Below are 13,431 nucleotides of genomic sequence, written 5' to 3'. Positions count from 1 at the left end.
CGCCGACGATCTTCTTGACCGGTGTCCGGCCGGGCTGGGAACGTCCCTGGTCATGAGGACTGCCGCTGCCCACAGGGTCGTGCGCGTCGCACTCGTGCGACGACGCCATGTCGACCTGTGCCGCCAGTCCGGCGCGCTCTGTCACTGACCCGCGCCGCACCCCCCTCTCTCTTCTCGTTCTCCTCGTTCTCCTCTCCCTTTTCCCTTTTTCGCTCCCTCCTTCCCCTGGGGATCACGCATGTCCGAGATATCCCGCCGTGCCTTCGGCGGTCTGGTCGGCGGTGGCGCGGCGGTGGCCGTGGCCGGCGCCGCCGCCCCCGCCGCCGAGGCCGCCGCCCCCGCCGAGCGCCCGTTCCGGGCCCGTCCCTCCGGGCGGCCCGGCAGACGCCCCAACGTCCTGTTCATCCTCGGCGACGACCTCGGCTGGGCCGATCTGTCCTCCTACGGCGCCCCGCACATCAAGACGCCCCACCTGGACAGGCTGGCCGCGCAGGGCGTGCGCTTCACCAACGCCTACGCCGGGTCGGCGACCTGCTCCCCGACCCGGTTCAGCCTCTACACCGGCCGCCACCCCGGCCGTACCAAGGGCGGCCTCGCCGAGCCCATCGGCAGCCGCACCCAGGGCCTGGAGCCCGGCCACCCCACCCTGGCCTCGCTGCTGAAGAAGGCCGGGTACGACACCGCGCTGATCGGCAAGTGGCACTGCGGCTTCCTGCCGGACTACGGGCCCACCAAGTCCGGCTGGGACGAGTTCTTCGGCAACTTCGGCGGCGCCCTGGAGTACTTCTCCAAGCTCGGCCAGCTCGGCGACTACGACCTGTACGAGGGCGACGCCGAGTACAAGGACCTGCGCTACTACACCACCATCCTGACCGAGCGGGCCGTCGAGTACGTCTCCCGCGACCACGACCGGCCCTGGCTGCTCAACCTCAACTTCACCACCCCGCACTGGCCGTGGCTGACCGAGGACGACGAGGAGGCCGGCGCCGAGATCGCCAGCAAGCTCCGCGCCGGGGGCGTGCTGGGCGCACTCCAGCACGGTGACGGCGGCTCGGTGGAGAAGTACAAGGCGATGGTGGAGGACCTCGACGCCTCGGTCGGCAAGGTGCTCGCCGCGCTGCGCCGCTCCGGGCAGGAGGACGACACCGTCGTCGTCTTCGCCAGCGACAACGGCGGCGAGCGGTTCTCGTACCAGTGGCCGCTCAGCGGCGCCAAGTCCGTGCTGCTGGAGGGCGGCATCCGGGTGCCGACCATCCTGCGCTGGCCCGCCCGGATCGACGGCCGCCAGGTCAGCCACGAGCCCGTCTACTCCCCGGACTGGACGGCGACCCTGCTGGAACTGGGCGGCGCCCGCCCCGACCCGGCCTACCCCCTGGACGGGCAGAGCCTCGCCGGGTACCTGCTGCGCGGCCAGAAGCTCCCCGAGCGGGACCTGTTCTGGCGGGTGCGGGGCAACCGGGCGCTGCGGCGCGGCGACTTCAAGTACTACCGGGACGCCGCCGGCAGGGACCACCTTTACGACCTCGCCGCCGACGTCCGGGAGCAGGCCGACCTCGCCGCCGACCGGCCCGAACTCCTGGCCGAACTGCGGGCGGCCTGGGAGAAGGTGAACGGCACGCTGCTGCCCTACCCGGCGTCCTGATCCCCGCGGGGGTGCTTCCGTACGACCCCGGTGCCGCCGGAAACTCGGTGGGCACTGTCAGTGGCGATCCGTAGGCTCGCTGCTGATGACCACGACACCCCTCGCCGCGCCCGCCCCCGCCCAGGACCGGTCCGCCGTACGGACGCTGCTCCGGCTGTGGCCGTACGTGCGGCCGGTGCGGGCGCGGCTGTTCACCGCCGCGTTCGTGGCGGTCCTCGCCTCCTGCGTGGGGCTGGTGATCCCGCTCGTCCTGAAGTGGATGGTCGACGGTCCGATCTCCGGCCGGGACCCGGCCGGGGTCTGGCTCGGCGCGCTGTACCTGCTGCTGCTGGGCTGCGCGGAGGCGCTGCTGTTCGGGCTGCGGCGGTGGCTGGTGGCCCGGCCGCTGTCCGGCGTCGAGGCGGCGATGCGGGCGGATCTGTACCGGCACCTCCAGCGGCTGCCGGTGGCCTTCCACGACCGCTGGCCCTCGGGGCAGTTGCTGTCCCGGGGCACGACGGATCTGATGCTGCTGCGGATGTTCCTCGCCTTCCCGCTGACGTTCCTGCTGGTCAACGGGGTGACGATCCTCATCGGCGTAATCATCATGCTGGTGCAGGACTGGCCGCTGGGGCTGGTCGTCCTCGGGCCCGCGGTGCCGATGATCGTGACCTGCGCCGTCTTCGAGCGGAAGTACTCCGAGGTCGCGCGGCGGGCGCAGGACCAGGTCGGGGACTTGACCACGGTCGTCGAGGAGAGCGTGCTCGGCATCCGGGTCATCAAGGGGTTCGGGCGGCACCGCAGCCAGGCGCGGGCGTTCCGGGAGCTGTCCGGGAAGCTGCGCGGGACGGAGCTGCGCAAGGCGAGGCTGCTGGCGGCCATCTGGGCGGTGATCGTGACGCTGCCGGAGCTGGCGATCGGGGCCGCGCTGGTCGTCGGGGCGGTGCGGGTCGCGGACGGGGCGCTGTCGGCGGGGACGCTGGTGGCGTTCCTGTCGACGGCGCTGGCGCTGCGCTGGCCGGTGGAGTCGATCGGTTTCCTGCTGGCGATGAGCCAGGAGGCGGCGACGGCCACGCAGCGGTACTTCGAGGTGATGGACGAGCGGGCGGAGACGCCGGGGCCGGACGTGCCGGTGGGCCGGACGCCCGGCCCGGCGGCGCGGGGCGCCGACGGCGGGACGGCCGAGGGCCCGACGGCCGACGGCCTGCGGTTCGAGAACGTCCGGTTCCGGTATCCCGACGCCGATCCCGGCTCCCCGCCCGTCCTCGACGGGGTCGACCTGCACATCCGATCCGGGGAGTCGATGGCGCTGGTCGGGGCCACCGGCAGCGGGAAGACGACGCTCACCGCGCTGGTGCCGCGGCTGCACGAGGTGACCGGGGGGCGGATCACGCTCGACGGGGTGGACATCGCCGCGCTGCCCCGGGAGGAACTGCGCGCGAAGGTGGCCGTCGCGTTCGAGGAGCCGACGCTGTTCTCGGCCGGCGTCGGGGAGAACGTACTGATGGGGGCGGGCGGCGACGCCGACGAGGCGGAGCTGCGGCGGGCCCTGGCCGTCGCGCAGGCGGACTTCGTGCACGCCCTGCCGCAGGGCGTCGACACCCAGGTCGGCGAGCAGGGCCTGAGCCTGTCCGGCGGTCAGCGGCAGCGGCTGGCGCTGGCCCGCGCGGTGGTCGGCCGGCCCCGCTTCCTGGTCCTCGACGACCCGCTGTCCGCGCTGGACGTGCACACCGAGGCCGCCGTGGAGGCCGCGCTGCGCCGGGTGCTGGCGGACACCACCGCGCTGATCGTCGCCCACCGGCCGTCCACCGTGCTGCTCGCCGACCGGGTCGCCCTGCTGTCCGGGGGCCGGATCACCGCCGTCGGCACCCATCACGAACTGCTGCGCGGCAACGCCGAGTACGCCCACCTGATGTCGGGCGACGGGGAGGACGACGACCGATGACGGCGCCCACCACCACCGCCCCGGCCAAGGACGGGCCCGGCGACGACCGGGCCTCCGGCGGCGACCCCTTCGACCGGGACGTGCTGCCCACCCCGCCCGGCGCCACCGCCGCGCTGCTGCGCTCCCTGCTGGCCCCGATGCGGGCCCGCGTCGCCGTCACCACGCTCCTGCTGCTGCTCCAGCAGGCGGCGCTGCAAGCGGGCCCGCTGCTGGTGGCGTACGCCATCGACCACGCCGTGCCCGCGCTGCGCGGCGACGACCGGGGGCCGCTGGTCGCGGTCGGCGCGGGATACCTGCTCTGCTCGGCGGCGGGCGGCGCCCTGCAGTACGCGTTCGTCGGGGCCGCCGCCCGCGTCAACCAGGACGTGCTGCTCGACCTGCGCGGCCGGATCTTCCGGCACGCCCAGGCGCTCAGCGTCGACTTCCACGAGCGCTACACCTCGGGCCGGCTGATCTCCCGCGCCACCACCGACGTCGAGTCGCTGCGCGAACTGCTCAGCGAGGGTCTGCAGGAACTGGTCACGGTCGTCCTGTCCTTCGTCTACATCTCGGCGATGCTGCTCTGGCTGGACCTCGGCCTGGGGGCCGTCGCCGTGGCGTCGTTCGGGCCGCTGTACGCGCTGGTGCGCGCCTACCGGCGGCGGGCGGGGCGGGTGTACCGCAAGCGGTCCACGGCGATCGCCGGGGTGATCGTGAGGTTCGTGGAGACGATGAACGGCATCCGGCCGGTGCGCGCCTTCCGCCGCGAGGCCGCCAACGACGCCGGCTTCGCCGTGCTGAACCGGCGGCACGAGCGGACCAACGGCGACGCGCTGCTGGAGATGGCCCGCTATGTCACCGGCTCCCGGCTGGTCGCCAACACGGCCGTCGCCGGCATCGTGCTGTGGGGTGCCTACCGGGTGGCGGACGGCACCCTGGCCCTCGGGGTGCTGGCGGCGGCGGTGCTGTACCTGCGGCGGCTGTACGACCCGATCGACCGGCTCGGCATGTTCCTGAACTCGTACCAGTCGGCGGCGGCCTCCCTGGAGAAGATCGCGGGCCTGCTGGCGCAGACGCCGTCCGTGCCGGAGCCGCGGGCGCCCGAGGAGCTGCCCCCGCTGGAGTCGGAGCACCCCGGCCGGGAGGTCGTCTTCGACGGGGTGAGCTTCGCCTACCGCACCGGCGGGGAGGTGCTGCCGCGCTTCGACCTGACGATCCCCGCCGGGCAGACCGTCGCGGTCGTCGGCTCCACCGGCGCGGGCAAGTCGACCCTGGCCAAGCTGCTGGCCCGGTTCTACGACCCGACCCACGGCCGGGTCCTGCTCGACGGCACCGACCTGCGCGACCTCGCCGTGCCCGAGCTGCGGCGGGGGGTGGTGATGGTGACGCAGGAGGCGTTCCTGTTCTCCGGCACGGTCGCCGAGAACATCGCCATCGGGCGTCCGGAGGCGACCCGGGAGGAGATCGAGCGGGCCGCGAAGGCGATCGGCGCGCACGACTTCATCGGCGCGCTGCCCGACGGCTACGACACCGACGTCCGCAAGCGGGGCGGCCGGATCTCCGCCGGCCAGCGGCAACTGGTGGCGTTCGCGCGGGCGCTGCTCGCCGACCCGGCGGTGCTGATCCTCGACGAGGCGACCAGCTCGCTGGACGTGCCCGGCGAGCGGGCGGTGCAGCGGGCTATGGCGACGGTCCTGACCGGCCGTACGGCGGTGGTGATCGCGCACCGGCTGTCCACCGTGGCGATCGCCGACCGGGTGCTGGTCATGGCGGACGGCCGGATCGTGGAGGACGGCACCCCGGCCGAACTGATCGCCGGCACCGGCCGGTTCGCGGCCCTGCACCGCGCGTGGCGCGACAGCCTGGCCTGACGACGACCGACCGCGAGGGGGACGGATGATCGACGCCTACGAGGACCCCGGCACGCCCGACGTCCGGGGCGGCTGGCGCTACCTGGGGTGGCTGGTCGCCCGGCAGCGGGGGCGCTGCGCGGCGGGCGCGCTGCTGGCCAGCGTCTGGATGGTGCTGCTGGCCGCCACGCCGTATCTGATGGCGCGGGCCGTCGACCACGGGCTGGAACCCGGTGATCTGGGCGCGCTCGCGGGCTGGACGGGTGCGCTGGCCGCCGTGGGGGCGGGCAACGCCTGGGTGGGTGTGCTGCGCCACCGCACGATGACCCGGGTCCGGATGGACGCCAACTTCCGTACGGTCAAGCTCGTCGTCGGCCACGCGGCCCGGCTCGGCTCGGCGCTGCGCGGGCAGGTGGGCGCCGGGGAGGTCGTCACCATCGGGGTGGGCGACGTGCTGACCATCAGCCAGTCCCTGTCGGCCGTGGGGCCCGGCGTCGGCGCGGTCGCCGCCTACGCGGTGGTCGGTGCCCTGATGGTGTCCGTGTCGCCGCGGCTCGCCCTGGTGGTGCTGATCGGGATGCCGGTGCTGGGGGTGCTGCTGGGGCCGCTGATGGGGAAGCTGCAGGGCCGGGAGGCGGAGTACCGGGACCGGGCAACCCTGCTGACCGCGCGGATCGGGGACCTCGCGGGCGGGCTGCGGGTGCTCAACGGCCTGGGCGGCAAGGACCTGCTCGCGGACGCCTTCCGCCGCGACTCGGCGCGGCTGCGCGCCCAGGGCTACCGGGTCGGCGCGGTGACCAGTTGGGTCCAGGCCCTCGGCGTGGGGCTGCCGGTGCTGTTCCTGGCGCTGGTGACCTGGCTGGGGGCGCGGCAGGTCGCGCAGGGCCGGATCAGCGTGGGCGAACTGGTCTCGGTGTACGGCTATGTCGTGGCGCTGGGCTGGCCGGTGGTGTTCCTCATCGAGGTGGGCCAGTACCTCAGCCGGGGGGTGGTGGCCGCCCGCCGGGTCGTGGCGTTCCTGCGCCTGGCGCCCGAGCCGGACGGCGGCACCGCCGCCGCCCCCGCCGGGCCGGCCGAGCTGTACGACCCGGTCTCCGGGGTCCGGGTCCCGCCGGGCGGGCTCACCGCGCTGACCGGGGCCCGGCCGGGCGACCTGGCAGCGGTGGCCGACCGGCTCGGCCGCTACGGTCCGACGGAGGTCACCTGGGGCGGCGTACCGCTGGCACAGGTCCCGCTGGCCCAGGTCCGTGACCGGGTCCTGGTCGCCGAGCCCGACGCGGACCTGTTCGCGGGCCCGCTGCGCGAGGTGCTCGGCGCGCGGCGGGACGCCGGGGACCGGGACGTCCTGCGCGCCCTCCACGCGGCCGCCGCCGACGACGTCGTGCGGGCCCTGCCCGAGGGGCTGGACTCGGCGGTCGACGCCCAGGGCCGGAACCTGTCCGGCGGGCAGCGGCAGCGGGTCCGGCTGGCGCGGGCGCTGCTGGCCGACCCCGAGGTGCTGATCGCGGTGGAGCCGTCCTCGGCCCTGGACGCGCACACCGAGGCCCTGGTGGCGGACCGGCTGCGGGCGGCCCGCGCGGGCCGTACCACCGTGGTGGCCTGCACCTCCCCGCTGCTGCTGGACCGCGCGGACCTCGTGCACCACCTGGTGGACGGCAAGGTCGCGGCCACCGGCACGCACCGCGAACTCCTCGCCCGCGACCCGGGGTACCGGGCGCTGGTCGCGCGGGACGCCGACCAGGAGGAGGCCGCGCGATGACACCGGGACACCTGCCCGTGGCCGGCCGGGACGCGGTCCGCCGGGCGGCGGCCGGCCTGGTGCGGGCCGACGCCCGGTCCTTCGCCCTGGTCCTCGCCCTGAACGCGCTGGCCGCGCTGGCCGGACTCGCCGGTCCGTGGCTGCTGGGCCGCATCATCGACGGGGTGCGGGCCGGGACCGGGGCGGCCGCCGTCGACCGGATGGCGCTGGCGATCCTGCTGTGTGCGCTGGCGCAGTTGCTGCTGGCCCGCTGGGCCCGCTATGCGGGGCACCGCTTCGGCGAGCGGGCCCTGGCCCGGGTCCGGGAGCGGTTCGTGGACCGGGCGCTGGCCCTGCCCGCCTCGGTGGTGGAGCGGGCCGGCACCGGGGACCTGACGACCCGGGGCACGGCCGACGTGACCGCCGTCGGCACGACCCTGCGGGACGCCGGACCGGACCTGCTGGTCAACGCGGTACAGGCGCTGTTCCTGACCGCCGCGGTGTTCGTCCTGGACCCGCTGCTCGGCGTGGTCGGCGTGCTCGCCCTGCTGCCGGTCCGGGGCGCCCTGCGCTGGTATCTGCGCCGGGCCCGCGCCGCCTACCTCGCCGAGGGCGCCGCCACCTCCGACGTCGCCGAGGTCCTCGCCGCCACGGTCTCCGGGGCCCGCACGGTGGAGGCGTTCGGGCTGGCCGGGCGGCGGATCGCGGCGAGCCGCGAGGCCCTGGAGGCGTCCCGAGGCACCCGGTTCCACACGCTGTACCTGCGCTCGGTCTTCTTCCCGGTGGTGGAGTTCTGCTATGTCCTGCCGGTGGCGGGCGTCCTGCTGGCCGGCGGGGTGCTGCACGCGCGGGGGGCGGCGAGCGTGGGGACGGTGGTGGCCTGTGCCGTGTACTTCCAGCGGTTGGCCGGGCCGCTCGACGAGGTGCTGGTGCACGTGGAGCAGCTCCAGGCCGGCGGCGCCTCCTTCGCCCGGGTGGAGGGCCTCGCCGCCGCGCCCCGCGCCGCCGTCGACGACGCGCTGGTGCCGGTGGGCGACCGGATCGACGTCGTCGGGGCGCGGTACGCCTACGACCGGGGCGGCGAGGTGCTGCGCGGGGTGGACCTCACCGTGCGGCCCGGGGAGAGGCTGGCGGTGGTCGGGCCGTCGGGGGCGGGCAAGACGACGCTGAGCCGTCTGCTGGCGGGCGTGGACGCGCCGACCGCCGGTTCGGTGACGGTGGGCGGGGTGCCGGTGGTCGCGCTGGGCCCGGAGCAACTGCGCCGCCAGGTCGTGCTGGTCACCCAGGAGCACCACGTGTTCCTCGGCACGGTCCGCGACAATCTGCTGATCGCCGAACCGGCCGCCACGGACGAGCGGTTGTGGGAGGCGCTGGAGGCGGTCGGCGCCGCCGACCGGGTGCGCGCCCTGCCCGACGGGCTCGGCACCGAACTGGGCGGGCCCGGCCGCCGCGTCGACGGCGCCGAGGCGCAGTGCCTGGCGCTGGCCCGGGTGGTGCTGGCCGACCCGCACACCGTAATCCTCGACGAGGCCACCGCCCTGCTCGATCCGACGACCGCCCGGCACACCGAGCGGGCCCTCGCCGCCGTGCTGCGCGGCCGTACGGTGATCGCGGTCGCCCACCGGCTGCACACCGCGCACGACGCCGACCGGGTGGCCGTGATGGAGGACGGCCGGATCACCGAACTCGGCGGTCACGACCGGCTGGTCGCGGCCGGCGGGGCCTATGCGGCACTGTGGGCGTCCTGGCACGGCGACGCGCCGTCTGACAGCTCCGGTCGCCGGAACCTAGGCTAGGGCCCCATGTCCTTCACGTACGACGCCGTCGGCGTCACCCGCGAGCAGGGCGGCACCTGCCCGCCGGGCTTCCACCCGCTGCACGTACGCACCCGCCTGGGCGAGGGGGAGCCCGTCTTCCGCCGGGCGGCCGAGGCGGTGCTGACCTGGGAGATGCACCGGTCGGTGGGGGTCGGCCTCGACGCGGGCGCGGACCGTGCCGCGCCCGGCGTCGACGTCACCGTCACCCTGGCCGGGGTGATCAAGGCACCGTGCCGGGTGGTGTGGACGGTGGAGGAACCCCGCCGCGCGGGCTGGGCGTACGGCACCCTGCCCGGCCACCCGGAGTGCGGCGAGGAGTCCTTCGTCGTGGACCGCACGGGCGACGGCACGGTCTGGCTGACCGTGACCGCCTTCAGCCGCCCCGCCAAGTGGTACGCCAAGGCGGGCGGGGCGGCCACCCGCGGCCTGCAGCACGCGTACGCCCGGCGCTGCGGGCTCGTGCTGCGCCGGCTGACCGCGGGCGAGGCCGAGGACTGAGGGCCCCCGGCTCCCGGGGGCCCCGGGCGGGTCACCGCATCAGCAGTCCCGCCTCCTCCACCAGGTCCTGCGAGGGCAGCGCGACCAGCCCGAGTTCCGCGGCCGAGGCCAGTCCCGGGTGGGCGGGCAGGACGCGGACCGTGTAGCCGAAGGGCCCGGTGCGGTCCAGGGCGAGCGGGCCCTCGTAGACCCAGCGGCCCTCCAGGTCGGGGCCGCCCGAGGGTTTCAGCGGGACCGTGTCGGCGTCGGTGATGCGGTCCTCGGTGTCCACCCGGCCGGAGACCGCCTGCACCTCCACGTCGTCCGGGCCGAGGTCCCCGAGGCGGACGCGGACCCGCAGCCCGACGGTGGTGCCGAGTTCCGCGGTGGCCGTGGCGGCGGACGTCTCCACGTGGTCGACGCTCACCCCGTGCCAGGCGGAGCGCACCCTGGTCTTCCAGTCGGCGAGGTCGCGGGCGGAGTCGGGGTCCATCGCGCGGTGGGCCGCGGCGGCGGGGGCGTAGAGCCGGTCCACGTACTCGCGGACCATGCGTCCGGCCAGCACCTTGGGGCCGAGCAGGCTGAGGGTCTGGCGGACCATCTCGATCCAGCGGTCGGGCAGGCCGCTGCGTCCGCGCTCGTAGAAGCGCGGGGTGACCCGCTGTTCCAGCAGGTCGTAGAGGGCGTCGGCCTCTATGGCGTCGCGCCGGTCGGCGTCGGTGCCGGAGCCGTCGGCGGTGGGGATGGCCCAGCCGAAGTCGGGCTGGAACCACTCGTCCCACCAGCCGTCCAGGACGGAGAGGTTGAGGCAGCCGTTGAGGGCGGCCTTCATCCCGGAGGTGCCGCACGCCTCCAGCGGCCGCAGCGGGTTGTTCAGCCAGATGTCGCAGCCGGGGTAGAGCTTCTGCGCCATCGCCATGCCGTAGTCGGGCAGGAAGACGATGCGGTGGCGCACCCGGGGGTCGTCGGCGAACCGGACGAGTTCCTGGACCAGCTTCTTGCCGCCGTCGTCGGCCGGGTGCGCCTTGCCGGCGACGACGATCTGGACCGGCCGCTCGGGGTGCAGCAGCAGTTCCCTCAGCCGGTCCGGGTCCCGCAGCATCAGCGTCAGCCGCTTGTACGACGGGACGCGCCGCGCGAAGCCGATGGTGAGGACGTCCGGGTCCAGGACGCCGTCGATCCAGCCCAGTTCGGCGGTGCCCGCGCCGCGCTGCCGCCAGGAGGCGCGCAGCCGGGTGCGTACCTCGGTGACGAGCTGTTCGCGCAGGGTGCGGCGCAGCTCCCAGATGTCCTCGGCGGGGATGTCGGCGACGGCGTCCCAGCGGTCGGAGCCGCCGACGGTGAGCGCGTCCTCGGTGCGCTGCACGCCGATCTGCCGGGCGCCGAGCCGGAACACCTCGGGGGCGACCCAGGTGGGGGCGTGCACGCCGTTGGTGACGGAGGTGATGGGCACCTCGTCGGCGTCGAAGCCGGGCCACAGGCCGGAGAACATCTCGCGGCTGACCCCGCCGTGCAGCAGGGAGACGCCGTTGGCGCGCTGGGCCAGGCGCAGGCCCATCACGGCCATGTTGAACAGGTTGGGCTCGCCGCCGGGGTAGGTCTCCATGCCGAGCCGCAGCACCCGTTCCACGTCGATGCCGGGCAGTTCGGCGCCGGGGCCGAAGTGGCGGGCGACCAGTTCCCGGTCGAAGCGGTCGATGCCGGCCGGGACGGGGGTGTGGGTGGTGAACACGGTCCCGGCCCGCACCGCCTCCAGGGCCGGGTCGAACTCCAGGCCGTCCGCGCAGAGTTCGGCGATGCGCTCCAGGCCGAGGAAGCCGGCGTGGCCCTCGTTGGTGTGGAAGACCTCCGGCGCGGGGTGTCCGGTGAGCCGGCAGTAGGTGCGCACGGCCCTGACCCCTCCTATGCCGAGCAGCATCTCCTGGAGCAGCCGGTGTTCGCTGCCGCCGCCGTAGAGCCGGTCGGTGACGCCGCGTTCGCCGAGGTCGTTCTCCTCGACGTCGGAGTCGAGCAGCAGCAGCGGGACCCGGCCGACCTGGGCCTGCCAGATCCGGGCGCGCAGCTCCCGGCCGCCGGGCAGGGCGAGGACCACCTGGGCGGGGGTGCCGTCGGGCTCCTCCAGCAGGCTCAGGGGCAGTTCGTTGGGGTCGAGGACGGGATAGTGCTCCTGCTGCCAGCCGTCCCGGCTCAGGGACTGGCGGAAGTAGCCGTGCCGGTAGAGCAGGCCGACCCCGATCAGCGGCACGCCGAGGTCGCTGGCGGCCTTCAGGTGGTCGCCGGCCAGGATGCCGAGGCCGCCGGAGTACTGCGGGAGGGCGGCGGTGATGCCGAACTCGGGCGAGAAGTAGGCGACGGCGGCGGGCAGCTCGGCGGCCTGCGCCTGGTACCAGCGCCGGCCGGTCATGTAGTAGTCGAGATCGTCGGCGGCCGCGGTCAGGCGGCGCAGGAAGCGGCGGTCCTCGGCCAGCTCCGCGAGCCGGGCCGGGGGAACGGTGCCGAGCAGCCGTACGGGGTCGCGGCCGGCGGCGGCCCAGCACTCGGGGTCGACGGACTGGAAGAGGTCACGCGTCTCGGCATGCCAGGACCAGCGCAGATTGCGGGCCAGTTCGCTGAGCGGCCGAAGGGGGCCGGGGAGGACGGGACGGACGGTCAGTCGGCGGATCGCCTTCACATTCCACCTCAACGCGGTCGCTGGAGGGACGCGGTGTCTACCGCGCCTTCCCCTCGACGGTACCGGCGTCCGGGCGGTGACCGTGGGGGCTTGGCCACCGGACCCCCCGTTCGGCCGGAACGGGGGACACTCCGCCGCACGTCCGGATATGGCCGGTCGCCGCGGGAGCCGTTGTGTGACGTGCGCCGCACCGGGGGGTGCCCCGGCCCGTACGGGGTACCCGGTGCCGAGTTGTGCCCAGGAGGGGAACGAGGAGCACGGGTGAGGATCGGTCAGACGTACGACAGGGACCGGGAGGGGGACGCCCTCACGGCCAGCGCCCTCACGGTCGGGGGGAGACCGGCGCGCCGGCGACGGGTCCCGCGGGACCTGCCCGGACGGGACCGCCCCGGATCGCGAAGGCTGCCGTGACCGGGGCCGCGAGCGGCGAGGTGTCCGGCCGGGGAGCCGGTCCGCCGAACGGACGCCCGCGCGGGCCGCGTTGGACGGCGGGGGCGCTCGCTCCGCCGGTGCGCCGATACGCGCGTGCGGAGTTAACAAAGCGCCGGATTGCCCACCCGAGAAGTGTGGGAAGGCTCCTGCGGTACACCCCACCGTGGTGAACCCGCAGGACCCGTCCCGCAGACCCATCTGCCCATCCTCGTTGCCGCGGACAGGAGCGGTCATGCCCGCCAAACACCACTCGCCAGTCCCCCGTACACCCGGCGCCGAAACGGTTCGTCCGCGGTCGGCGGAGACCCGGCCGTCCGGACCGCCGCCGACGGACGGCGCCACCGCCGTCGGCCGCATCCCGGTGCTCGACGTCCGCCCGGTGGTCCAGCACGGACGCAGGCCCGCCAAGGCCGTCACCGGCGAGACGTTCATGATCTCGGCCACCGTGTTCCGGGAGGGGCACGACGCGGTGGCCGCCGATGTCGTCCTGCGCGATCCCGACGGCCGGCCCGGCCCCTGGACGCCGATGCGGGAACTGGCCCCCGGCACCGACCGCTGGGGCGCCGAGGTCACCCCCGACCGGCCGGGACGCTGGACGTACTGGGTGGAGGGCTGGAGCGACCCGGTCAGCACCTGGCGCCACCACGCCCGGATCAAGGTCCCGGCGGGGATCGACACGGACCTGGTCCTGGAGGAGGGCGCGCGCCTCTACGAGCGGGCGGCGGCCGAGGTGCCGGAGGACGGGGACCGGGAGGTGGTCCTCGCCGCCGCGGCGGCGCTGCGGGACGAGACCCGGCAGGCCGCGTCCCGGCTGGCGGCGGCGCTGACCCCGGAGGTGGACGCGGTGCTGGCCCGGTACCCGCTGCGGGAACTGGTCACCGCCTCCGAGCCGCTGCCGCTG

9 protein-coding genes are annotated in these 13,431 nt (G+C 75.1%); 8 read left to right on the top strand and 1 reads right to left on the bottom strand.

The annotated features are described in order from the left end of the window. The first annotated feature begins 52 nt into the window (after positions 1–52). The 7 genes from ACFY32_RS20430 to ACFY32_RS20400 all read left to right on the top strand — a co-directional run bounded on the left by ACFY32_RS20430 (position 53) and on the right by ACFY32_RS20400 (position 9,448). A complete protein-coding gene (locus tag ACFY32_RS20430; protein ID WP_359193857.1) occupies positions 53–148 on the top strand; it encodes a putative leader peptide in 96 nt (31 codons plus the stop codon). 90 nt (positions 149–238) lie between these two features. Further along, complete coding sequence (locus ACFY32_RS20425) at positions 239–1,642, top strand: sulfatase (RefSeq protein WP_390674906.1); 1,404 nt, start codon at positions 239–241, stop codon at positions 1,640–1,642. An 85-nt stretch (positions 1,643–1,727) separates the two neighbouring features. Beyond that, entirely contained in the window at positions 1,728–3,566 is a 1,839-nt protein-coding gene (locus ACFY32_RS20420) for an ABC transporter ATP-binding protein (RefSeq protein WP_359193862.1), read from the top strand. Further along, positions 3,563–5,416 (top strand): ABC transporter ATP-binding protein, encoded by a 1,854-nt coding sequence (locus tag ACFY32_RS20415; RefSeq protein ID WP_390674905.1) that lies wholly within the window; start codon positions 3,563–3,565, stop codon positions 5,414–5,416. Before ACFY32_RS20420 ends, ACFY32_RS20415 begins: the two co-directional genes overlap by 4 nt. Positions 5,417–5,441: 25 nt before the next feature. After that, complete coding sequence (locus ACFY32_RS20410; RefSeq protein ID WP_390674904.1) at positions 5,442–7,154, top strand: ABC transporter ATP-binding protein; 1,713 nt, start codon at positions 5,442–5,444, stop codon at positions 7,152–7,154. Continuing rightward, complete coding sequence (locus tag ACFY32_RS20405; RefSeq protein WP_390674903.1) at positions 7,151–8,929, top strand: ABC transporter ATP-binding protein; 1,779 nt, start codon at positions 7,151–7,153, stop codon at positions 8,927–8,929. The genes ACFY32_RS20410 and ACFY32_RS20405 overlap by 4 nt, the downstream gene beginning before the upstream one ends. A 6-nt stretch (positions 8,930–8,935) precedes the next feature. Next, positions 8,936–9,448 carry a DUF1990 domain-containing protein gene (locus ACFY32_RS20400; protein ID WP_359193873.1) on the top strand — a complete coding sequence of 171 codons (513 nt, stop codon included), beginning with the start codon at positions 8,936–8,938 and terminating at the stop codon, positions 9,446–9,448. A gap of 31 nt (positions 9,449–9,479) precedes the next feature. On the opposite strand, the gene ACFY32_RS20395 is transcribed toward ACFY32_RS20400, so the two are convergent. Beyond that, entirely contained in the window at positions 9,480–12,098 is a 2,619-nt protein-coding gene (locus tag ACFY32_RS20395; protein ID WP_359193876.1) for a glycosyltransferase family 1 protein, read from the bottom strand. Positions 12,099–12,762: 664 nt separating this feature from the next. Here ACFY32_RS20395 and ACFY32_RS20390 point away from each other — a divergent pair. After that, positions 12,763–13,431, top strand: a 669-nt coding sequence (locus ACFY32_RS20390; RefSeq protein WP_390674902.1) for a maltotransferase domain-containing protein, incomplete at its 3' end; no start/stop codon positions are given.

It is taken from the genome of Streptomyces sp. NPDC000134 (assembly GCF_042899225.1).
GTDB lineage: Bacteria > Actinomycetota > Actinomycetes > Streptomycetales > Streptomycetaceae > Streptomyces.
This window is presented reverse-complemented; position numbering and strand designations above follow the sequence as displayed.